The organism is Streptomyces monomycini (genome assembly GCF_022271435.1).
Lineage (GTDB): Bacteria > Actinomycetota > Actinomycetes > Streptomycetales > Streptomycetaceae > Streptomyces > Streptomyces monomycini.
Genome location: NZ_JAFIQY010000020.1, coordinates 22,306 through 43,996, shown reverse-complemented (window position 1 = coordinate 43,996; position 21,691 = coordinate 22,306). Strand labels below are relative to the sequence as shown.

Here is a 21,691-nt window from a genome sequence, read left to right as displayed (position 1 = left end):
GCGTCAGCGCTTCAGCCACTGGATCCCGTACGCGTCCAGGGTGACGGGTCTGCCACCCACCGTCACCCGTACGGGGCGGTCGCGGGTGTTGACGGCCAGGACGTCCTCGTCGTCGCCGAGCACACGGACGTCCGCGCGGCCGGCCCCGCCCACGGCGACCCGCTCGTAGGACGTACCGGGCGGGAACGCGCGGGAGAAGCGGGACAGCAGGTCCATCATGGGCAGCCGGCTGCCGCCGTCCCGGAGTTCGGTGCTGCGCCACAGACAGCCGGGGCAGTCGGCGCCCTCGTTCTGCGGGTTCCAGTAGAAGCCGCTGGTGGCGCCGCCCTCGGCCATGGAGATCAGCGCGCTCGCCTGGGTGGCGGTACGGCGCGGCTCGCTCCAGCCGCGGCGGTCGTCGTTGCGGTCGGCCACCTCGACGTACCACTCCGCCCACCACAGCGGCAGGCCGGTCGTCTCCCGCAGCCAGCGCCCGACGTCGGCGAACTTGCGGGTGGCGGTGAACGCGTCGGGCACGTACCGGTCGTCCTTGGTGTAGCTGGAGCCGTCCACGACGACGAAGTCCGCGCCCGCCTTGTGCTCGTTCCAGTACTCGACGGCGTCGACGGTGCGCCGGTCCAGGCTGCCCCACGGGCCCTTGACGTCGGAGGCGTAGGTGTCGTCGCCGGGCGCGTAGCTGTCCATGACCGCGTACGGGCCGCCCACCAAATTGTCCTTGTCGGCCTTCTTCAGCTCCCGGTAGACCATGTTGTACAGACGGGTGTAGCCCTCGTGGTCCCAGCGGTTGCGGCCCTCGTCGAAGAAGCCCTTCAGCTCGTTCCAGACGATGAAGTGCCGGATGTCCGGGTAGCGGCGGGCGATCGTGCCGGCCAGCGCGGCGAAGTCCGCGTAGTGCTCCGGGCTCGGCGCCTTCTCCAGCTCGCTCCAGTCCGTCTCGCCCGCCGTGCCGCCCTTCATCCAGTCCGGGGCGCAGCACAGCGTCAGTACGGGCGTGCCGCCGGTCCGGCGGATCAGGTCGACGCGGCTGTCCAGCTCCTTGAAGTCGTACGTCCCCGGGCTCGGTTCGGGGTTCTGCGCGCCCCAGCCCATGACGTGCTGGTTCTGCGGCATCGGGTCGGCGGACAGCAGCCGGTCGGCGCTGGCGGTGGCCGGCTCCTCACCGCGGTCCGCGCTGTACTCGGTGTGCGTGAAGCCCCAGCCGACCTGCGCGCCGGGCGACCCGGCGGCCCGTCCGCCGCCGCTGCCGTTCTCCGGCGGGAAACCGCACATCGCCAGCGCCATGGCCAGCACCGCCACGCCCATCGCGAGCAGGGCGGTGGCCCGGGACCGGTTGCGAAACCTGCGGCCCCGCCCGTCGCCCGGCCCGCCCGCCGGGTGCGGCGGCCGCGCCGCCCCCGTACCGCCGTGCCGGCCCCCACCGTGACGTTCCCCATGACGTCCCACAACGGGCCAGCCTAGCCAGCTTCACGGGCCGGACGGCCGGTTTCCCGGGAAGTGCGGGGGGCCGGTCCGCCTGCGGCCGGACTTCTCGAAGAAAGACCCGTTGGCAGGGGAAATTCCGTGTACGCGGCGGGCGCTGTTGCCGGATCATGGTGGTCATGTGTGCCGACCGCGTCCAGCCGTCCCCCGCCGAGGAGTCCCTCCCGATCCGTCTGACCATGGACGACAGCGATTCGCCGTCCGATGTCGTCGACGCCCTGTTCCTGGGGCGGTTCGCCAACGGCGAGCAGCCGTACGCGCGCAGCCGCTCGGTGGACCGGGTCAAATCCGGCCTGACGCTGCTGCCGCCCGGTGCCAAGGTGCTGCGCTCGGCCCGCGACGAGGACCGCAGCGCGACCCTGGCCGAGGGCGACGGTTTCACCCTGCTGGTGTCGCGGTGGAACCGCGGCGCGGACGTGACCGTCACGGCCACCACCGACGAGCTGGCCCAGAAGGTGCTGGGCCAGTCCGCCGACGGCGCGGAGGACGAGCCGGAGCCGCAGCCGGAGAACGTCTCGATGGGGTTCTGGTACCTCTCCCCCCGGCGCGGCCCGCACCGCACGTCCCGGCAGATCTCCGCCGGGACGTGGGACGAGATCCGCCCCAACTACACCGCGCCGGTGGCCGACGCGCTGGACCGGCTGATGAAGGTGGCACCGGAGGAGATCTCCGGGCGGCTGCTGTTGCTGCACGGACCGCCCGGTACGGGCAAGACCTCCGCGCTGCGCACCCTGGCCCGCTCCTGGCGCGACTGGTGCCAGGTCGACTGCGTCCTGGACCCGGAACGCCTCTTCAACGACATCGGCTACCTGATGGACATCGCCATCGGCGAGGACGACGCGGCGGGCAAGGGGCGCTGGCGGCTGCTCCTGCTGGAGGACTGCGACGAACTGATCCGCGGCGAGGCCAAGCACACGGCGGGGCAGGCGCTGTCCCGGCTGCTGAACCTGACGGACGGGCTGCTGGGCCAGGGCCGCAACGTCCTGGTCGGGGTGACGACCAACGAGGACCTGGAGCGGATGCACCCCGCGGTGGTACGGCCCGGCCGCTGCATGGCCCGTATCGAGGTGGGCCCGCTGAACCGCGCCGAGGCGGTGCGCTGGCTCGGCAAGGAGGACGGCGTCGGCCGGGACGGGGCGACCCTGGCGGAGCTGTACGCGCTGCGCCGCGGCACCGGTCCCGCCGCGGTCCCGGCGCAGGACCCGGGTGCGGACGCGGGGCTCTATCTGTAGCGGTCTGTAGCGGCGGAGCGTCTGTTTCGGTGGGGCGTCTGTGGCGGCGGGGTCGCCGGCGTCGGCTGCGCTGCCGTCGGCCGATCTGCCCAAAGCCCAGCGGCGCCCCGCGGCGGAGAGGACGATGGGGGACGCGGGGCGGTGGCCCGGTGACGACGCGGTGCGGTGGATGCGCCGGTACGGGAAAGGTTCCGGCATGAGTCAAGGAAGGCCGCGCGGCGGACCGGTCGGTCTGGACCCGCGCCATGTGGGCGTGCTGATGTGCCGGTGCGGCCAGGAGACGGTGAAGCTGCCGGGCCTCGACGAGGCGCTGTGCCTGCACTGCTACACCTCGGAACGCACGGCGTACGAGCGGCGGATGGCCAACGGCAACCATCGCGGCGTGGCGGCCGGCATCGCGGGCGACACCTGCATGGCGTGCGAAGGGGACGACGTGGACGCGGACGGCTGCCTGTGGTGGTGCAACCACTGCCACATCGTCACGCGCGTCGCCTACCCGGCGCCGTACCCCGGCCTTCCCCGGCCCAAGGGCCACCCCGCCTGGCTGCGCTGAAACGACGCGGGGACGGGACGACGGCGAGCGCCTACCGTCCGGTCATGCGGTGCTCTGCTCGTACGACTGCTGGTCCCCGGGCCGTTCCCACACGAGGCAGAAGGGGTGCCCGGCCGGGTCGGCGTAGACCTGGAAGCCGTGCGGGCCGCCGCCGTGGGTGGCGTCGAGCAGGGTGCCGCCCGCGTCGAGCACCTGCCGGTGCGCGGCTTCCCTGTCCTCCACGCCGAGGTCCAGGTGGGACTGCTGGGGATGCTCCGGGTCCGGCCAGCGGGGCGGGCGGTGCTCGGGGGCGCGCTGGAAGGCGAGGACCGTGCCGCCTTCGGTGTGCAGGGTGACCCAGTCGTCGTCGGTGGTCCACAGAGGGGTCCGGCGGTTGATCTCACCGCCGAGCAGTTCCGCGTAGAAGCGGGCGAGCCGCATCGGGTCGGGGCAGTCCAGGGCGGTGCACTGGACGCGGGCGAAGGCGGTCATGCGTCGTCTCCGTAGGTCGCGCGCAGGGCGTCCGTCACGGCGGTGCGGGCGGCCTCGTGGTCCAGGCCGAGGCGGCGGGCGCGCCGGGCGTAGGAGGCGGCGGCCGCCGCCGCTTCCTTGTCGGCCGCCTCGCCGGCCGCCGCGATGAAGGTGCCGTTGCGCCCGCGCGTCTCGATCACGCCGTCCGTCTCCAGGGCGCGGTAGGCCTTGGCGACGGTGTTGGCGGCCAGGCCGAGCTGTTCGGCGAGGCCGCGTACGGTGGGCAGTTTGCGGCCGACCGGCAGCCCGCCGGCCCGGGCCTGACCGGCGATCTGGGCCCGGACCTGCTCGAACGGCGCGTCCGCCGCGTCCGGGTCGATGGTCAGCCGCAGGGGCGGCGCTTGCTGGACGGCCACGGTGGCGCTCCTGGTACGGGGGTTGCGACAGACGCAGGGGTGGGTCGCCCCCATTGTGCGCCAGCGGCGCCCGCCCTGTCCGCAGGGCCGCACATGTCGTGCCGTGAACGCGCGCCGGCAAGGGCCGTTCCGGCCCGGCCGTGCGGTGGTGCCGCCCCGCGAAATTCGGAGGCGGCGTCCGGGCGGTGGGCGTACCGTTCCGCGGATGACTGTCACCGTGCGGCCTTTCCACCGCTCCGATGCCCGGTACGTGAGCGAGGTGCGGCGCCGGGTGCTGCCCTACGGGATCTCGACCCCGCAGTCCGTCGCCTGGGAGGTCGCCGAGGCGCCGGCCGCCCGGCGGCTGCGGGTGTTCGTCGCCGAGGCCGGCGGCCGGGTCGTCGGCGTGGTGAAGGCGAGCGTCCGGCACGACAGCAGCACGGCCGGGCAGGGTGTCGTCGCGCCGCTGGTGGATCCCGGGTACCGCGGGCTGGGCGCGGGCCGCGCCCTGCTCGACGCGGCGGAGGACCACCTGGCCGGTCTCGGCGTCACCCACCTGCACGCCCACCCGCAGGACGAACTCCGCTCGCTAACCTTCGCCGAACGGCGCGGCTACCGCCGCCTGCGCCTGGCCCGCTACCTCCGCCTCGGCCTCGCCCACGCCGCCCTGCCGCCGCGGCCCGCGAGCCTGCCGCCCGGTACGGAGCTGCGCACCGCCGCCGACTTCGGTGCCGACCCCCGCCCGCTGTTCGTGGTGGACGCCGAGGTCACGGCGGACGAGCCGGACGACCTGACCGTCGACGCGATGACGTACGAGGACTGGATCGTCCACACCTGGGAGCAGCCGGACATCGACCTGGACCTGACGACGGTGGTGACGGTCGGCGGCGAGATCGTGTCGTTCAGCCTGGCCGGCACGGACGGACAGGGCCGCTACGCCTCGCAGATGACCGGTACCCGCCGCGCCCACCGGGGCCGGGGACTGGCCAGGCTCGCCAAGACCGACTCCCTGCGCCGGGCCCGGGACGCCGGCTGTACGGAGGCGTTCACGTCCAACGACGCCGAGAACGCCCCGATGCTCGCCATCAACGCCGCGTTGGGCTACCGCCCGTTCGCCGCCGAGTGGCACTGTGTCCGCGAACTGCGCCGCGCGCGCCCCACGGACTCGCCCGCCGGTTCGCCGCCGCCCGTGTAGTGGAAGGCCGGCGGCGGGTGCATGAGGAAGTCGTGATGCGAGATGTTCCAGGCGTACGCGCCGGCCAGTGCGAAGGCGATCCGGTCGCCGGCGCGCAGGTGGGCGACGGGGACCCGGCGCGCCAGTACGTCCTTGGGAGTGCACAACTGCCCGGCGAGGGTGACCTCCTGCCCGTGGGCGCCCGGTCGCGGCCAAGGGCGGGTCCACTCCTCGACGGGCAGGACGACGAAGGGGTGGTCGTGTCCCTTGGCGACCGGTGTGCGCAGGTGGTGGGTGCCGCCGCGCAGTAGGGCGAAGGCTTCGCCGTGGCTGTGCTTGACGTCCAGGACTTCGGTCACGTACCAGCCGCAGTAGGCGGTCAGCGCCCTGCCCGGCTCGATGCGCAGGGTGAACTCGGGGTAGCGGTCGGCCAGCTCGGCAAGTCCGGTGCCGTACGCCGTCCAGTCGAAGCGGGTGTCCGGGCGCGTGTAGTCGACGGCCATGCCGCCGCCGAGGCCGACCTCGCACAGGGAGTGGCCGTGCCGGGCGGCGAAGTGCCGGGCCCATTCGGTGATGCGGGCGGCGAGGGCGAGCTGGGCGGGCGCTTCCAGGCCGCTGGCCAGGTGGGCATGGATGCCGCGCAGCCGTAGCGGTCCGTCGCAGAGCAGCGGCAGGCAGTGTTCCGCGCGCGCCGGGTCGAGGCCGAAGGGGGTGGCCCGGCCGCCCATCGCGAGCGCGGCGCCTGCCGTCACGCCCGCGCCGAGCGGCAGGTTGACGCGGAGGAGCACGTCGGCGGTCCGGCCGGCTTCCCCGGCAAGGGCGGAGAGCATCCGCAGTTCGTGCTCGCTCTCCAGGTGGAAGCGTTCGACGCCCAGGTCCAGGGCGGCGCGCAGTTCCGCCTCGGTCTTCCCCGGTCCGCCGAAGGCCAGGGGCAGCGCGGGCACGGCCGCGCGCACATGGGCGGCTTCGCCCGCCGAGGAGACCTCGCAGCCGTCGGTGTACGGGGCCAGGGTCCGCAGCAGACGCGGGTCCGGGTTGGCCTTGGCCGCGTAGTACAGCTCGACGGCGGGCGGCAGCGCGGCCCGTACAGAGGCCGCGTGGGCGTCCAGGTCGGCCAGGTCGTAGACATAGGCGGGCAGCGGTCCTTCGAGGGCGCCGCCGGGGCCCGGGTGTCCGGCCGTGAGGAGGTCCACCTGGCGCGCGGCCAGCTCGGTGATCATGAGGTGCTCCGGGGGCGGGGGAAGGCGGCGCGGGATGCGGCCCGGGACGCGGCGCGCGTGCGGGGCGCTGCCAGGCCGTCGGACACCGTACCGCTCGCCGTACCGCGCGCTCTGCCGGGGCCGACGGGCGAGGTGATGTGCACGTATTCCGCCTCCCGGTCCGCCGCGCGCCCCCAGCGCGTCAGCAGGTTGGCCTTGGCGGGCAGTGGCGCACCGGCCAGCAGGGCGCGCAGTTCGGCCGGTTCGCCGTGGGCGGCGCTCTGCTCGCGCAGCACTCCGCGTACGGCGCGCCACAGTTCGCCCTCCAGCCCCGGGTGCAGGTCGGTGACGGCGGCGGCCATCTCGGCGAGGTGGTTGACCAGCAGGCAGTAGACGACCCGGTCCCAGCCGCGCTGCGGTGTGTAGACGAGGGGGCGGGCCACGTCCTGCGGCAGGCTGTCGAGGAACGCGGTGTGCCGGCCGGGCAGCAGCTTGGTGCCCTCCAGGTCGCGGAAGAGTGCCTGGACGGGCATGCCGAGGGCGTCGACGCCGACGACGACGTTCTGGAGGTGCGGTTCGAGGACCACGCCGTGGTCGAAGTAGGCGGCCAGCACGGGCGGTACGAGCAGCGAGAGGTACGCGTCCCACCAGCCCAGCGCCGCCACCGGGTCGGCGCCGCGCAGCAGCTCGCCGAACTGGGCGTCGCTCGACGGGTGTTCGTCGGCGACGGCGGCGGCCAGCAGCGGGGTGACGCCGGGCCGCAGCCGCGCGTCCAGCCCCTCCCGGACGATCACGCCGAGCCCTTCGGCCAGTTCCCGGTCGCCCACGTCCACGGTGCGGTAGCCGGGCTCCCGCAGCAGGCCGCAGCCGGGGAAGCGGACGGTGAGGGCGGTGGCGACGGGTTCCAGGTGGCGGGTGAGGGCGACGGCGCCGCGCAGTTCGTAGTCGGCGTTCTTGCGTACGCAGTTGGTGATGCGGGTGTTGAGGCTGAACTTGAGGAAGTTCCGGCCGTCGTAGAGCGTGCGGACGGACGCGGTGGGCGCGAAGGCGTCGCCGCGCTCCCCCAGGTCCAGCACGTCACCGCGCCGTACGGCGTCCCGCAGGGCGGGGTGCGCGCGGAGCATGGCGTACTGCCAGGGGTGCGCGGGCAGCAGCCGGTAGCCGTCGGGCACCTCGCCCTGCCGGTCCAGCGCGGTCAGGGCCGCGGGGGCGGCGGCTTCCTCGCGTACCCGGTCGGCGCGTACGGCCAGGTGGCGCAGGGGGAAGCGGGCTCCGGCCTCGGGGGCGTAGCGGGCCCAGTCGGCGGCGCTGCCGGTGCGGGACTTGGGCGTCGGGTGGAAGCGGTGGCCGAACAGCAGCGACTGTTCGGAGCGCAGGTAGCGGGCGTGCGGACCGGTGTCCCGGCTGTCCGCCCGGCCGGCGGCGGCGTGGTCCAGGGCGGCGGCGACGCCCGCGTGGCTCGACGCGACCTGCGCCCGGAATTCCTCGTTCCGTACGCCCGTCCGCAGCTCCAGCTCCCGCTGTGCGCACGCGGCCAGTTCCTCCCAGCCCAGTTCGTGCCAGCCGCCGTCGCCCCACCGTCCGGCCGGGCCGGTGAAGCGGTGCGCCCCGGTGAGCGAGACACGGCGCAGGCGGACCCGCAGCAGTTCGCCGCAGCGCGGCAGCCGGAGCAGCAGGTGCGTACCGGCCACGGTGGCCTGCCGTTCCGGGCCGCAGATCTCGCGCAGCAGGCAGTTCAGGAGGGTGTGGGCCACGGGTTCGTCGGCCGTGAGCGGGACCGTGCGGTCGTCCGTGCCGGTGGTGCGGGAGGGGGCGAGGGGCATTGCGGGGACTCCAACAGGGGTGGTGAGCGGAAACCTGGGAGGAGGGCGTGGGCCCGGCCACGGTGGGGGGACGGTGGGGGGGGGCTGGGGCTCCGGGGCCCTCGGGCCCTTGTGGGCCCGGAACGCGTCAGCGGGCCCGGAGGGGCGTCACGCCGGGCGGCACGGAACCGGCGAAGCGGTCACCGGCCCGGCGCCAGGTAGTTCGGCCCGGTGACGTAGAACTTGTTGACGTCCGACGCCCCCGACCGGCGTTTCGACAGCAGACTGCCGGCCGTGACCATGGCTTTGACCGGCAGCCGGTCGGCGTCCAGGACGCGGTGGCGCAGGACGGCGGCGGCGGCTCCGGGGGCGGCCTCCAGCCGGTCGACGGCCTCCGTGAGCCGCGCTCTGAGCTGCCCGAGCAGGACCGGCAGCGGCGCGCGGCCGAGCCGGGCCAGTTCGAAGGCGAGGGCCCCGGCGCACAGGTGGACGGTGATGGTGGCGAAGACGTCGGCCACCGGGGCGTCGCCGCCCACCAGGATGCGCCGGTCGTCGAATCCGCACAGGTCGGCGGCGTCCCCGCCCAGGACGGCGGCCAGCCGTACGGTGTTCACCCGCGGCCCGTCGTTGTCCTTGAGCAGCAGGCGCAGGCGCGGGCGTCCGGCCACCTCGTCCAGGACGAGGGAGGTGTTCTGCTGGTGCGACTCCAGCGCGATGCCGTACGCGAAGAGGGTGGTGTGCCAGTCCAGCAGGAGCGTCAGGTAGGCGTCGAGGAGGGCGAGCAGGTCGCCGCCGTAGAAGCGGCGGGCGAGGTCGTCGGCGACGAGTGAGCCGTCCGGCATCCGGGCGGCGAGCGCGGCCAGCGGCACGACCCGGGCGCCGCGCAGCCCGCTGGACCCGCGCAGCCCGCGCAGGCTCCGCGCTCCCTTCAGCCCGTCGGCGCTGCCGCACACCGCCGCCGTGCCGCCGCTGCCCTTCGGGAAGCGGCGCACCAGAGTGGCGAGCAGGTCGTGTCCGGCGTCCAGGTGGGTGGTCTCGTCGGCGAGCAGCACGGTCTCGGCGAAGCGCGGGTGCCGGTCGACGACGGTCTCCAGCAGCCGCTGGCCCACCGCGCCGTCCACGAGCGTGCCGGGTTTCATGCCGCGCCGGTTGAGGCGGCCCAGGGTGGCGGTGGCGAGCGGAAGTTTGAGGTGGGTGTACGGGTCGTCGGTGACGGCGACGGTCCGCATCGACAGGGTGGGCCGTACCCGCAGCCAGGCGCGGTCGGCGAGCCGCGCGCCGTCTTCGAGGCCGCGGGCGCGCAGCGCTTCGGCCAGCGGTCCTGCGGCGGTGAGCGGGTGGACGGGCAGGGCGAGGTGGCTGCCGTCCAGCCGGGGCAGGCCCAGGTCACCCGGGGCGGGCCACCAGGCGGGCAGCGCCGCCTGGTCGCCGTTGACGGCCTCGCGCGGGAGGGCCAGCCAGCGCAGCGCGAAGCCGGGGGCGAACTCCGGTGCGTAACCGCGGATCTGGGCCTCGTCCAGGCCGAGGCGGGCCCGGCCGGTGGGGTAGACGGGGTGGTCGCGGTACGCGGCGAGCGTGTCGTAGTCGAGGGCGCCGCCGGGGCCGCACCAGGCGCGGTCGCCGTCGTACGCGCCGGCCGCCGCGCCGCGTTCCGCTCCGTACGCACGGGCCCCCGCGCCGCGGACCCCGGCGGCCAGGCCGGCCGTAGCCGCCGCCCCGTTGTTCCCGCCGTACGCGCCGCCGCCCGCGTGCGGGCCGAGGCGGGCGATCACCGCCGCGCGCGCGGCGGCCTGCATCCGGGCGACAGCCAGCGCCTGGTGGCACTCGCCGGTGAAGGCGTCGAAGCCCGGCCGGTCCTCGGGCGGCACTGCGGTGCGCAGTACGCCCATGATGCCGTCCACCCCGGTCGCCCGCGTACCGTCGGCGCGCTTCAGCTCCGCCCTGCGGGCGGCGGTCTCGCACTGGAAGCCGTCGGCCTCGACCGGGACCAGGACCGGCCCGTCCGGGAGGGCCAGCCGCAGCCAGTCACCGTCCGGGCGGCGGACCGTGCCGGCGCGGCGGCGCAGCCCGTACGCGTCCTCGCGCAGCAGCGTGCTCAGCACGCGTCGCATCAGGTCCTCTTCCGCTCCGCTGTCCGGAGCCCCGCCCTCCGGAGTTCCGCCCTCCGGAGTCCCGTCCTCTGGACCCTCGTCCTCCGGAGCACCCCTTTCCGTCGCCCCCCGCAGTGTGTCCGGTACGCCGTCTCCCGCCACCGCCGTCACGGCACGATCTCCCAACAGTGTGCGGCCAGGAACTCCCGTACGGCCGCGTCGATGCGCCCTTCGTCGCGGCCGGTCGCCCGCAGCACCCCGAGGAAGTCCCGGTTGGTGCGGTACAGCGGGTGCCGCTCGCCCGTCTCACGTAAGGGCCGGTAGTCGAGGCGGACGCCGTCCGCCTCCTGTACGTGCGCCTCCGGCGCGGCCTTCAGCGTCCCGTCCCGGTCGGCGCACACGTACTCCATGCGCACCCGTGTGCCGCGCCGCACGGTCAGGGTGTCCGGCAGCGGCTCCCCCAGGTGCGTACGGAGGATCAGTTCGAAGAGCGGGAGGTCCAGGGCGTCGGCGAGGGCGAGGTCGCACCGGTCGCCGATGGCGCGGTAGTTGACCTCGACGATCCGGGCCCGGCCGCCCTGGTCCACGTACTCGGTGTGGCAGGCGCCGAATCCGACGCCGAGCGCGCGTAATTGCTCCAGTACCTGCCCGGTGCAGGGGCCGGGCGGCTCGGGGAGCAGGGTCAGCCGCTCCTCGATGAAGTGCGGGGGCGGCGAGATGTCCGTACGGAAGGAGGCCAGCGGGTGCAGTACGTGCCCGTCGCCGAGGGTTTCCAGGGTGTGCAGCGGGCCGTCCAGGTACTCCTCCAGGACCAGCGCGGCGCCGGGCCGCCGTACCCGGATCTCGCGGCACCGCGCGGCCAGTTCCGCGTCGTCCGCCACCAGGAAGACGTCCTCGCCGGCGACCCCTTCGCGTGGTTTGAGCACGCAGGGGTACGGGATGCCGTGCCCGGCCAGGGCATCGCCCGGCGCCAGTTCGGCGGATCGGACGGTGTCCAGTCCGGCGGCGGCCAGGCCGCGCCGCAGTTCGGCCTTGTTCTTCGTGCGGAGCGCTGCCCGCCAGTCCTTGCCGGGGAGCCCGAAGTAGTCGGCGGCCAGGGCGGCCTGGGTCTGGAGGTGGTCACTGTTGGTGAAGATCGCGGCGGGTGCCCCAACCCTCGCCGCACGTGCGGCGGTTCGCGCGATCACGGCGCGGAAGTCCTGCACGTCGCACGGTACGATCTCCAGCCTGCCGGGCAGCGCTCCCGCCGACGGCCCGCCCCCGTTCCGTTCGCGCGCGTACCGCTCGTACGCCTCATGGTGGGCGTCCGGCTGGTCGGTCAGCAGCGTCACGGCGAGGCCGAGCCGGGCCGCGGCCGGCAGGAAGCCTTCGGTGACGGAGTCGGTGGGGTTGCGGGCCAGGAGGATCAGGCCCGCGCAGGCGTCGTTCGGGGTTGCGGCCTCGTTCACCTGCGCAAGATTAGGTTAGGCATACCTAACTTTGTCAACTCGTGCCGTCCGCCGTCGTGTCGCCCCTTTCGCCGCCCTTTCCCCAGGCCTCCCCGCCCCTTTTCGCGCCCCTTCTCCACGCCTCCCCACCCCTCCCCACCCCTTTTCGCGCCCTCGCGCCCCCTCGCCCCGGCCCCGGAGACCCCCGGACTTAATCCCTCCTCAGCTCTTTCTTAAGAGGGCCATAAAGATCACCGCGAACCGGCTTCCGGACCGAAATGCGCTGCTCAGCGGGGCTAGCGTGCTGATCGCACCGCCCCGGGCCGAGCGCCCGGCCGGTGCCGCTCCCCCGATCCGACGAAGGAGACCCCCACGATGACCGCTCGCCGCACGGCAGCCGGGATCGCCCTGACCGGCATCGCCCCGCTGGTGCTCACCGCGCTCACCGCGACCCCGGCCGTCGCCCACGGCTCGATGACCGACCCGGTCAGCCGGATCTCCGCCTGCTTCGCCGAGGGCCCCGAGCACCCGAAGTCCGCGGCCTGCAAGGCGATGGTCGCGGCCGGCGGCACCCAGGCCCTGTACGACTGGAACGGCGTACGGGACGGCAACGCGGGCGGGCAGTCGAAGAAGCGCATCCCGGACGGCAAACTGTGCAGCGCCAACGGCCCCGAGTACAAGGGCCTGGACCTGCCGCGCGCCGACTGGCCGTCCACGAAGCTCAAGGCCGGCAGCCACACCTTCCGGTACAAGGCGACCGCTCCGCACCGCGGCTCCTTCGAGCTCTACATCACCAAGGACGGCTACGACCCCACCAAGCCGCTCAAGTGGTCCGATCTGGAGGCGAAACCGTTCGCCAAGGTCACCAACCCCAAGCTGACCAGCGGCGACTACGTCTTCAGCGGCAAGGTGCCCGCCAAGTCCGGCCGCCACCTGATCTACAGCATCTGGCAGCGCTCGGACAGCCCCGAGGCGTTCTACACGTGCTCCGACGTGGTCTTCGGCAAGGGCGGCGGTACGGGCAAGGGCGCGGCCGCGTCGGCGCCGGCCGCGTCGGCGCCGAGCGACCAGCAGATCGCCGCCGAAGCGGACAAGTCGACCATCGACCACATGCACCACGGCAGCCACGGCGCGCACGGCGGCGCCCAGGCCGCCGGGGACACCGGCAAGGCGTCGGACGCCGCCGCGGGGAACGCGGCGCACCCCAACGGCGGTGCGGCCAAGGAGGTGGACCCGAAGCAGGCCGGCGCCCAGCAGACGGCCGGCAGCCACCTCGCGGAGACCGGCGGTGACAGCTCGACCGGGCCAATAGCCGTCGGCGGCGCGGCCGTCCTGGCGCTGGGCGCTTCGGTCCTGTTCGCGAGCGCGCGCCGCAAGGCGGCCTGGCAGCGCGGCTGACCCCTCTGCCTTCTCTCCAGGGCCCTTCCCCCACACACAGGGCCCACCCTGCGAGGTCATCCCCCACTGGCCCCGCAGCCCCCGTGAGGTCATCCCCCACTGGCCTCACGGGGGCACCCCCCACAGCTGGCGCCGCCGTCCCCTTTCCTTCACCTCAGGGGGCGGCGGCGCCTCCGCGCGCGCCCCGCTGCCGCGCCGCACTCCCCTGTGGTGCGGCGTGGCAGCACGGCAGGCGCGCACAGTCGTGGCGCTTCCCACGTCGTGTCATGTCTCAGCGACCGGCGGCAGGGCGGAGATTCCCGTTCCGGCGGAGGAATCCCGGGAATCTCCCATCAGGCGCCGCAGCAGGCGTACGTACGGGCTCCAGCGCGCGGGGCGCGCAACCGTTCCCGTACAGGCGAGTTCGGCGCGGTCCAGGCTGTCCTCCAGTACCGCGTCGTGCAGCGGGCGGTAGGCCAGCGGCCAGCTCAGCCGGGCCCGGCCGTGGACCCGCATCGCCAGGGTGTGCCGCAGCACCGACCGCTGCTCCCCCAGAGCGCGCGCGGTGTACTCGTGGAAGCCGTCGAAACCGCGCGGCCCGCTGAAGGTGAAACGCACCCAGACGCCGGGGACATAGCCGGTCACCGTGTAACGGACCGGTCCATGGCCGCCCGCCGCGCCCTCACCGAGGGGGCTGTCGAACCGCATCGGCGGCCAGTCGCGGCCCGGCCACAGCGGGTCGTGCGTGCCCGCCAGGCCGTCGATCAGCGCGCCGGCCGTGTGCCGCGGCACCGGCAGTTCACGCTCGTGCACGTTGAAGATCCCCATACTCGTCCACCTCCGAGGACAGCGGGTCAGGACAGGGCTGCGTGCCGGTCCGCTCCCGTGCGGACGGAAGCGTTTTGGAGAAGCCCCTCCAATACATTCTGGAGGGTACCCTCCAGAACATGGCCAGACCACCGCTCTTCGACACCGCCCTGCTCCTGGACGCCGCCGTACGCCTGGCCGCCGAGGCGGGACCGGCCGCGGTGACCATGTCGGCGGTGGCCGCGGCCGTCGGCGCGCCGAGCGGTTCGGTCTACCACCGCTTCGCCGGGCGGCCGGCCCTCCTCGCCGAGGTGTGGCTGCGTACGGTCGAACGTTTCCAGGAGGGGTACTTCGCGGCCCTCCGGTCGGCGCCGGACCCGCGCGCCGCGGGCGCGGCCGCGGCCCGGCACGTCGTCGCGTGGAGCCGCGCCCACCCCGGGGAAGCGGCGCTTCTCCTGTACGGGGCCCGGGACTTCGGCCGGGACGGCTGGCCTGCCGAGTACGCCGAGCGGGCCGACCGGGGACACCGGCGGGTACGGGACGCGATGAACGCCCTGGCACGGGATCTGGGCGCGCGCACCCCGCAGGACACCGAACGCGTCTCCCTCGCGGTCATCGACGTGCCCCTGTCGCTCGTACGCCGCCACCTGCGCGGCGGCACGCCGCTGCCCGGCCACGCGGAGGACCTGGCCGAAGCGTGCACGGCCGCGCTGCTGGCCGGCTGAGGCGCGCGGCCCCACGCCAGGCGATGTCAGTGGCATCCCGTACAGTCGCGGGTGAGTTGACCTTGCCGACGAGGGGGAGTACGCCGTGACGACGAGCGAGCGGACCGGAGGCGCGGAGACCTGGCAGGCCGCGGGGGTCACGGAGGTCGCGTCCGAGCGCGAGCTGCGGGAGCTGATGGGCGAGCCGAGCGACCACGCGCTGTACAAGGTCCGCGACCGGCTGCACGACCTCGACCGGCAGTGGCTGGCGCGCTCGCCGTTCTGCTACGTCGCCACCTCGGACGCCGAGGGCCGGTGCGACGTCTCCCCCAAGGGCGACCCCGCCGGTTTCACGACGGTGCTGGACGCCACCACGATCGCGATACCGGACCGCCCCGGCAACAAGCGCGTGGACGGCTTCCGCAACATCCTCGCCAACCCGCAGGTCGGACTGAACTACGTCCTCCCGGGCCGCGGCGACACCCTGCGCATCAACGGCCGCGCCCGCATCCTGCGCGACGCCCCGTTCTTCGACGCCATGGTCGTCCGGGGCAACCGCCCCCGGCTGGTGCTGCTCGTCGAGATCGACGAGGTGTTCTACCACTGCTCCAAGGCCTTCCTGCGCTCCCGGATGTGGCAGCCGGAGAGCTGGCAGCCCGAAGCGCTGCCCTCACGGGCCCGGATGGCCAAGAGTGTCGAGGTCCCCGACATCCCGCTGGAGCAGCTGGAGGAGCACTACGGCCCGCGGTACGCGGAGCGGCTGTACGGCTGAGCGAGCTTCGCCGCGGGCCGGGCCGCCGCCTCGCCGAAGCGTTCCCGCGCCCGGTCCACGGCGGCCTCGATGCGGCGCGCCTTGTCCTCGGCCGGGTCGAACGTCAGCTGCCGGGCGGCGTGTTCGGCGCGGCACAGGTCCTCCGCCCGCAGTGACACGGACCGTACACGGGCCCGTTGCAGTCCGAGCGCCGCGTGCAGCGCGTACGCCGCGTCCGTCAGCGCGGGCCCGTGCGCGGTCGGTTCGGGCAGCCGCCGGGTGCGCGTCGTCGTGGAGCGGTCGGCGTAGCGGACGGTGAGGGTGAGCGCGCGGGCCGCACGGGCGCTGCCACGCAGCCGGGCGCCGAGGTCGTCCGCGAGCGAGAGCAGCGCGCGCCGCCGCCGGTCCGGGTCCAGTTCGTCGTGCGCGAAGCGGTGTTCGGCGCCCATGGAGCGCGCTGCGGCGTTCGGGGTGACCGGGCTCGGGTCGATGCCGCGGGCCTTGTCGTACACCGCCCGGCCGGTCTTCGCGCCGAGGATGCGCTGGAGGGTGGCGGGCGGCGCGGCGGCGATCCGTCCGACGCTGTCCAGCCCGTACGCGCACAGGGCGCGCGCGGTCGCCGGCCCGACGCCGTGCAGGGCGGCGGCCGGTTTGCGGTCGAGGAAGTCCGCGACGGCGTCCCCGGGGACCCGGCGCACCTCGCCGGGCGCGGCGCCCTGCGCCGCCATCCGCGCGAGCAGCGGGTTCCCGGCGACGCCGATGGTGCACCGCACGCCGTACCAGGCCAGCGCCCGCAGCCGGATCAGCTCGGCGATGCCCGCGGCGTCCCGTTCGAAGTAGCGCAGCGCTCCCCGTACGTCGGCCAGCGCGGCATCCGGCGGCAGCGCCTCGATCACGGGCGTGAACTGGCCGAGCAGCCGCAGGAGATGACCGTACGTCTCCTCGTCCAGCGGAGCGTCCCGGCCCCCGTCCGCGGCCCCGTCACCGGCACCGGCGGCGCGGAACCGTACGTACAGCATCTCGGCGGGGGCGCCGGCCCCGGCGGGCGTCCCGCTTCCGCCGGTCATCCCGCGCTCCCCGGGCTGGCGTGCCACAGCTTGCGTCCGGTGGCGGCGCCTTCGCCCGCCGGGCGGAGATCGGCCCAGGGGTGCAGCTCGTAGCCGGTCTCCAGCCGGATGGTGCGGCCGGCCGGCGCGGCCGCCGGGCCCGCTCCGGCCCCGGACGCGGCGGCCGGTACCGGAGCCCGGTCCGCCGCCCAGGTCGCTTCGGCCGCCGCCGAGCCCGCACGGCCCGGTTCGCTGTGCACCCGGCGCGGCACCCCGCCGCCGCCCACCGGTCCGCCACCCATCGGCCCACCGCCCACCGGTCCGCCGTCCGCTGTCCCGCCCGGTCCGGCCGGTTCCGTCGCCGCCCGACCCTCTTCCGCGAGGCGCGCGGTGACCGCCTCCAGGCCGCCCTCGTGGCGCAGTTCGGCCAGTTCGGCGAGGTTCCAGGCGGCGGCGCCGACCACACTGAAGCTGCGCGGCCCGCGCCGCTGGACCGTGCCCCGCACGAGCAGCAGCCAGGAGTGGAAGACGGTGTGCGCGCAGGCCTCGTGGGAATCGTCGAAGAAGGCGCAGTCGACCAGGCCCGTACTGTCGTCGAGGGTGGTGAAGATGACCCGGCGGCCGGAGCGGATCGGCGGGGTCTGGGTGGCCGCCTTGGCCCCGGCGACCAGCACCGTCTCCCCGTCCTGCGCGTCGCGCAGCCGCTTGGCGGGCAGCGCGCCCAGCTCCGCGAGGAACTCCCGGTGGTCGCTCATCAGGTGCCGGGTGGTGTCCATGCCGAGGACGCCCAGTTCGGCGCTGAGCTTCTCGACGTCGGTCAGGTCGGGCAGTCCGGCCGGTTCGACCGCCTCGACGGGCGCGGCGGCGCCGTCCCCCGCGTCCAGGGGCAACTGCCCCTCGGCCACGCCCCGCTGCCGGCCGTGCAGTTCGGCGAGGTGCAGCAGGAGGTCGCGCCGGTTGGCGCCGAAGGCGTCCAGCGCGCCCACGCGGGCGAGGCGTTCGGCCACCGGACGGCTGGGGCGGGCGCGCTGCCACAGGTCGGGCAGCGAGGAGTAGGGCTGCCCGTCCTCGATGCGCCGGGCCTCGGCCTCGCTCATGCCTTGCACGTCGGCGAGGGCGAGCCGCAGGCCCCAGACCGCGGGGGCGGCCCCGTCCCCGGTCCTGGCAGCCGGGCCGTCCCCGTCCCTCGCACCCGCACCCGCACCCGCACCACCGGACACCAGTTCGATTCGATGAGCGGCCGCCGACCGGTTCACGTCCAACGGCAGCACCGGCACCCCGCGCCGCCGCGCGTCCGCCAGCAGCAGCCGCTTCGGGTACATCCCCGGGTCGTGGGTGAGCAGCCCGGCGTAGAAGGCCGCCGGGTGGTGCGCCTTGAGCCAGGCGGACTGGTACGTCGGCACCGCGAAGGCGACCGCGTGCGCCTTGCAGAAGCCGTACGAACCGAACGCCTCGACGATCTCCCAGGTACGTTCGATCACCTCGGGGGTGTAGCCCCGCCGCCCGGTCCGCTCCACGAACCAGGCGCGCACCTGCCCCTGAATCTCCGGCTTGGACAGCGCGCGCCGCTTCTCGTCCGCCTCGCCCCGGTCGCAGCCGGTCATGATCCGCAGGATCTCGATGATCTGCTCGTGGAAGACGACCACGCCGTAGGTCTCACGCAGCGGCTCCTCCAGGTCCGGGTGCGGGTAGCGGGCGGGCCGGCGGCCGTGCCGGGCCTCGATGAAGGGCCGCACCATGTCGGCCGAGACCGGCCCGGGGCGGAACAGCGAGATGTCGACCACCAGGTCGTGGAAGGTGGCGGGCTGGAGCCGGCCGACCAGGTCGCGCTGGCCCGGCGACTCGATCTGGAAGCAGCCGAGCGTCTCGGTGGAGCGGATGAGGCCGTACGTGGCGGGGTCGCCGGGCGGTACCTGCGCCGGGTCGTCGAGGTCGACGCCGCGGCCCGTGACCCGCCCGATCTCGGCGGTCGCGTGCGCCATCGCGGACTGCATCCGTACGCCCAGCACGTCCAGCTTGAGCAGCCCCATCTCCTCCACGTCCTCCTTGTCGAACTGCGACATCGGCAGCGGGGAGCCGCCCACGCCGTCGCGGTGCGGGATCTCGCTGCGGGTCGGTACGACGGGGGTGCGGTCCAGCAGCGAGGCGTCCGAGAGCAGCACCCCGCACGGGTGCATGGCGATACCGCGCGGCAGCGCGTCCAGCGCCTCGACCAGGTCCCACATCGGCCCGTACCGGTCCGCTTCCACGCCGCGCAGCTCCGGCAGCTCGGCGAGGGCCGCGCGGGCGTCGCGGGCCCGGATGTGCGGGAAGGCCTTGGCCAGCCGGTCCACCTCGGCCGGGTCCATGCCCAGGGCGGCGCCGACGTCCCGTACGGCGTGCCGGACCCGGTAGGTCTCGGGCATGGCGACGGTGGCGACCCGCTCGGTGCCGAACCGGTCGAAGATCGCGCGGTAGACCTCCAGGCGGCGCGCGGACTCCACGTCGATGTCGATGTCGGGCAGCACCGCGCGGCGCTTGGACAGGAAGCGCTCCATCAGCAGCCGCTGTTCGACCGGGTCGGCGTGCGCGATGCCCAGCAGGTGGTTGACCAGCGAGCCCGCGCCGGACCCGCGCGCGGTGACCCGGATGCCCAGGTCCCGGGTGTCCTCGACGACCTGGGCGACGGTCAGGAAGTACGAGGCGAAGCCGTGGTGTTCGATGATGTCCAGTTCGTGGTCCATCCGCTCCCAGTACGCGCGGCGCCGGTCGTAGCCGCGCAGCACCATCCCGGCGGCGCAGCGCGAGCGCAGCACCCGTCCGGCGGTGCGGCGCGCGGCGCCGACCAGGCGGGGTTCGGGGAAGTGCACGGTGCCCAGCCCGATGTCGTCCTCCGGGTCGACCCGGCACCGCGCGGCCGTCTCCTCGGTCATCTCCAGCAGCCGCTGCGCGGTGCCGCGCCCGAGTCCGGCCGCCTCGGCGATCCGCTCGGCGGTACGGGCCATCGCGTTCGCGTCCTTGAGCCACCGCTCGCCGCTGTCCCGGGCCTCCGGGCGGTGCCGGTCCACGGGCACCAGACGGCGGGCGGAATCCAGGACGTCGGCGACCGGGCCCTGGCCGGGGTCGGCGTAGCGGACGGCGTTGGTCAGGACGGCCCGGACACCGTGTTCGACGGCGAAGCCGAGGGTGCGGGCGGCCAGACGCAGCGAGCCGGGGCCGGTGCCGGTACGGCCGTGGTCGACGACCTCCAGGCGCAGCGCGTCACCGAACAGCTCGCGCCAGGGGGCGAGGAGCCGGGCGGCGCGGTCGGGGCGTCCGGCGGCCAGAGCGCGGCCGGGCTCGGAGTCGGGCCCGAGCAGGACGGTGACCGCGTCCGGCGCTCCGGCGCGCACCGCTTCGGTGAGGGCGGCCCAGGTCAGTACGGGCCGGGTGGAGTCGCCCGGCAAGGTGGCGGCGTGCGCGGCCGAGACCAGGCGGCAGAGCATGGCCCAGCCGGCCGCGCCGTCCCGGGCGAGGAAGACGGCGCGGGCCGCCGACTCGTCGACGAAGGCGCCGCCGCGCACCGGGCCGCGCCGCCGGGCCGTCCCCGGGGCGGCGCCCGGCACCGTACGGTCGCCCTCGGGCGCGGCCACCGCCAGTTCGGTGCCGAACAGCGGGCGGACACCGGCCGAGGCCGCGGCCTTGGCGAAGCGGACGGCTCCGGCGAGGCCGTCCCGGTCGGTCAGCGCGAGGGCGTCCATGCCGCGTTCGGCGGCGCGCTCGGCGAGCCGCTCCGGGTGGGCGGCGCCGTATCGCAGGGAGAACCCCGAGGCGGTGTGCAGATGCGTGAACCGTGGCATCCGCGCCTCCTGCCGCTCGTACACCCCCTGACCGTTGCTGCGTCCCCCGTCGCGGTTCCACCATAACTCTTTTCTCGAACAACCGTACGAAATTCGAACAGCACCTGCCTCCGCCCATCCCGGACGCTCCGCCGCCCCGATCAGCCCGCCCGGCCTGCGAAGATCCGCAATGGGACGGAAGATATGGGGCAAAAGGCCTGAGGACGAAAGACCTGCCTGAGCACGAAAGACCTGCTCGGCACGACAGGGCGAGGGAGCGGCGCATGGCCACGGCGGACGACGGCACCCGCGGGATCCGGGACCAGGACACCCGGGACCAAGACACCCGGGACAGGAGTTTCCTCGGGGAGGTGAAGGACGCGATCTCCGGGCGGGCCGCCCTGCTGATGATCGGCGTACTGGCCCTGACGGCCCTGTTCATCGCGTCGTACGCGGGCGCCTTCCACTCCCCCAAGCCCAAGGACGTACCACTCGCGGTCGTCGCGCCCCAGCAGATGAGCGGACAGCTCGTCGAACGGCTCGACAAGCTGCCGGGCTCCCCGCTCGACCCCCGTGCGGCCTCCTCCGAGGCGGACGCGGCGCGGCAGATCAAGGAACGGGACATCGACGGCGCGCTGATCGTCGACCCGCGCGGCACCACCGACAAGCTGCTGGTGGCGGGCGGCTCCGGCGCCTCGCTCTCCCAGGCCGTCGAACAGGTCGTCACCCAGGCCGAGAAGGCCCAGAAGCGCACCGTCCAGGTCCAGGACATCGCCCCCGCCGACAAGGACGACACCCGCGGCCTGTCCTCGTTCTACCTGGTGGTCGGCTGGTGCGTGGGCGGCTACCTGTGCGCCGCGATCCTCGCGATCAGCTTCGGCGCCCGCCCCGTCAACCTCAAGCGGGCGGTCATCCGGCTGGGCGCGCTCGCCGTCTACTCGATCCTCACCGGCCTGGCCGGCGCCGTCGTCATCGGCCCCGTCCTGGGAGCCATGCCCGGCAGCCTGTACGGACTGTGGGGCCTGGGCGCGCTGATCGTGTTCGCGGTGGGCGCCACCACCTTCGCCTTCCAGGCGATCGCCGGGATCATCGGCATCGGCCTGACCATCCTCGTGGTGGTGATCGCCGGCAACCCCAGCGCGGGCGGCGCCTACCCGTACCCTCTGCTGCCGGACTTCTGGCGGGCGATCGGCCCCGCACTGCCGCCGGGCGCGGGCACCTGGGTGGCCCGCTCCATCGCGTACTTCCACGGCAACGCGGTGACCGGCCCCCTGCTGGTGCTCTCCGCGTGGGCCGTCGCCGGCACCGTCCTGACACTGGCCTTCTCCGCCCTCACCAAGGGCCGGACGGTGATCAACCGCAGCGAGGTGCGGCAGTGAGGGCGAAACACTGCCGGAGGGGCGGACGG

General features: G+C 74.5%; 17 protein-coding genes. 7 read left to right on the top strand and 10 right to left on the bottom strand.

Translation table 11 applies throughout. The features are described 5' to 3' along the window. Window positions 1-3: 3 nt before the first annotated feature. Window positions 4-1,302 (bottom strand): glycoside hydrolase family protein, encoded by a 1,299-nt coding sequence (locus tag JXZ78_RS22295; RefSeq protein WP_050502335.1) that lies wholly within the window; start codon window positions 1,300-1,302, stop codon window positions 4-6. Window positions 1,303-1,598: 296 nt separating this feature from the next. On the opposite strand from JXZ78_RS22295, the gene JXZ78_RS22290 reads away from it, so the two are divergent. Next, window positions 1,599-2,711 carry a DUF5925 domain-containing protein gene (locus tag JXZ78_RS22290; protein ID WP_033037454.1) on the top strand — a complete coding sequence of 371 codons (1,113 nt, stop codon included), beginning with the start codon at window positions 1,599-1,601 and terminating at the stop codon, window positions 2,709-2,711. A 196-nt stretch (window positions 2,712-2,907) separates the two neighbouring features. Beyond that, window positions 2,908-3,264 (top strand): hypothetical protein, encoded by a 357-nt coding sequence (locus JXZ78_RS22285; RefSeq protein WP_063726060.1) that lies wholly within the window; start codon window positions 2,908-2,910, stop codon window positions 3,262-3,264. Window positions 3,265-3,306: 42 nt separating this feature from the next. Here JXZ78_RS22285 and JXZ78_RS22280 read toward each other — a convergent pair whose 3' ends face one another. Further along, a complete protein-coding gene (locus JXZ78_RS22280; protein ID WP_030019501.1) occupies window positions 3,307-3,735 on the bottom strand; it encodes a VOC family protein in 429 nt (142 codons plus the stop codon). Further along, window positions 3,732-4,130, bottom strand: a complete 399-nt coding sequence (locus JXZ78_RS22275; protein ID WP_050502333.1) for a GntR family transcriptional regulator — start codon at window positions 4,128-4,130, stop codon at window positions 3,732-3,734. Before JXZ78_RS22275 ends, JXZ78_RS22280 begins: the two co-directional genes overlap by 4 nt. Window positions 4,131-4,335: 205 nt before the next feature. Here JXZ78_RS22275 and JXZ78_RS22270 point away from each other — a divergent pair, with 205 nt between their 5' ends. Beyond that, on the top strand, window positions 4,336-5,304 hold the full coding sequence (locus JXZ78_RS22270; RefSeq protein WP_050502332.1) for a GNAT family N-acetyltransferase: 969 nt from the start codon (window positions 4,336-4,338) through the stop codon (window positions 5,302-5,304). Here JXZ78_RS22270 and JXZ78_RS22265 read toward each other — a convergent pair. From JXZ78_RS22265 to JXZ78_RS22250, 4 genes are all read right to left on the bottom strand, one after another. Beyond that, a complete protein-coding gene (locus tag JXZ78_RS22265) occupies window positions 5,211-6,503 on the bottom strand; it encodes a type III PLP-dependent enzyme (RefSeq protein ID WP_030019498.1) in 1,293 nt (430 codons plus the stop codon). The genes JXZ78_RS22270 and JXZ78_RS22265 overlap by 94 nt on opposite strands. Next, complete coding sequence (locus JXZ78_RS22260; RefSeq protein ID WP_078624149.1) at window positions 6,500-8,305, bottom strand: IucA/IucC family protein; 1,806 nt, start codon at window positions 8,303-8,305, stop codon at window positions 6,500-6,502. Before JXZ78_RS22260 ends, JXZ78_RS22265 begins: the two co-directional genes overlap by 4 nt. A 179-nt stretch (window positions 8,306-8,484) precedes the next feature. Continuing rightward, a complete protein-coding gene (locus JXZ78_RS22255; RefSeq protein WP_050502331.1) occupies window positions 8,485-10,395 on the bottom strand; it encodes an IucA/IucC family protein in 1,911 nt (636 codons plus the stop codon). Window positions 10,396-10,541: 146 nt separating this feature from the next. Continuing rightward, complete coding sequence (locus tag JXZ78_RS22250) at window positions 10,542-11,822, bottom strand: ATP-grasp domain-containing protein (protein WP_208870131.1); 1,281 nt, start codon at window positions 11,820-11,822, stop codon at window positions 10,542-10,544. Window positions 11,823-12,176: 354 nt separating this feature from the next. On the opposite strand from JXZ78_RS22250, the gene JXZ78_RS22245 reads away from it, so the two are divergent. Further along, window positions 12,177-13,199, top strand: a complete 1,023-nt coding sequence (locus JXZ78_RS22245) for a lytic polysaccharide monooxygenase (RefSeq protein ID WP_030019494.1) — start codon at window positions 12,177-12,179, stop codon at window positions 13,197-13,199. A gap of 264 nt (window positions 13,200-13,463) precedes the next feature. On the opposite strand, the gene JXZ78_RS22240 is transcribed toward JXZ78_RS22245, so the two are convergent. Then, complete coding sequence (locus JXZ78_RS22240; RefSeq protein WP_050502330.1) at window positions 13,464-14,006, bottom strand: hypothetical protein; 543 nt, start codon at window positions 14,004-14,006, stop codon at window positions 13,464-13,466. A 119-nt stretch (window positions 14,007-14,125) separates the two neighbouring features. Here JXZ78_RS22240 and JXZ78_RS22235 point away from each other — a divergent pair, with 119 nt between their 5' ends. Together JXZ78_RS22235 and JXZ78_RS22230 are read left to right on the top strand one after the other, a co-directional pair. After that, window positions 14,126-14,710 carry a TetR family transcriptional regulator gene (locus JXZ78_RS22235; RefSeq protein ID WP_030019492.1) on the top strand — a complete coding sequence of 195 codons (585 nt, stop codon included), beginning with the start codon at window positions 14,126-14,128 and terminating at the stop codon, window positions 14,708-14,710. 85 nt (window positions 14,711-14,795) lie between these two features. Beyond that, entirely contained in the window at window positions 14,796-15,461 is a 666-nt protein-coding gene (locus JXZ78_RS22230; protein WP_030019491.1) for an MSMEG_1061 family FMN-dependent PPOX-type flavoprotein, read from the top strand. Here JXZ78_RS22230 and JXZ78_RS22225 read toward each other — a convergent pair. Together JXZ78_RS22225 and JXZ78_RS22220 are read right to left on the bottom strand one after the other, a co-directional pair. Next, on the bottom strand, window positions 15,425-16,507 hold the full coding sequence (locus JXZ78_RS22225) for a DNA polymerase Y family protein (RefSeq protein WP_078624151.1): 1,083 nt from the start codon (window positions 16,505-16,507) through the stop codon (window positions 15,425-15,427). The two genes, JXZ78_RS22230 and JXZ78_RS22225, sit on opposite strands and share 37 nt — an antisense overlap. After that, window positions 16,504-20,304, bottom strand: a complete 3,801-nt coding sequence (locus tag JXZ78_RS22220; RefSeq protein WP_030019489.1) for a DNA polymerase III subunit alpha — start codon at window positions 20,302-20,304, stop codon at window positions 16,504-16,506. The genes JXZ78_RS22225 and JXZ78_RS22220 overlap by 4 nt, the downstream gene beginning before the upstream one ends. Window positions 20,305-20,567: 263 nt before the next feature. On the opposite strand from JXZ78_RS22220, the gene JXZ78_RS22215 reads away from it, so the two are divergent. Continuing rightward, complete coding sequence (locus tag JXZ78_RS22215; RefSeq protein WP_030019488.1) at window positions 20,568-21,662, top strand: ABC transporter permease; 1,095 nt, start codon at window positions 20,568-20,570, stop codon at window positions 21,660-21,662. The last annotated feature ends 29 nt before the right edge of the window (window positions 21,663-21,691 follow it).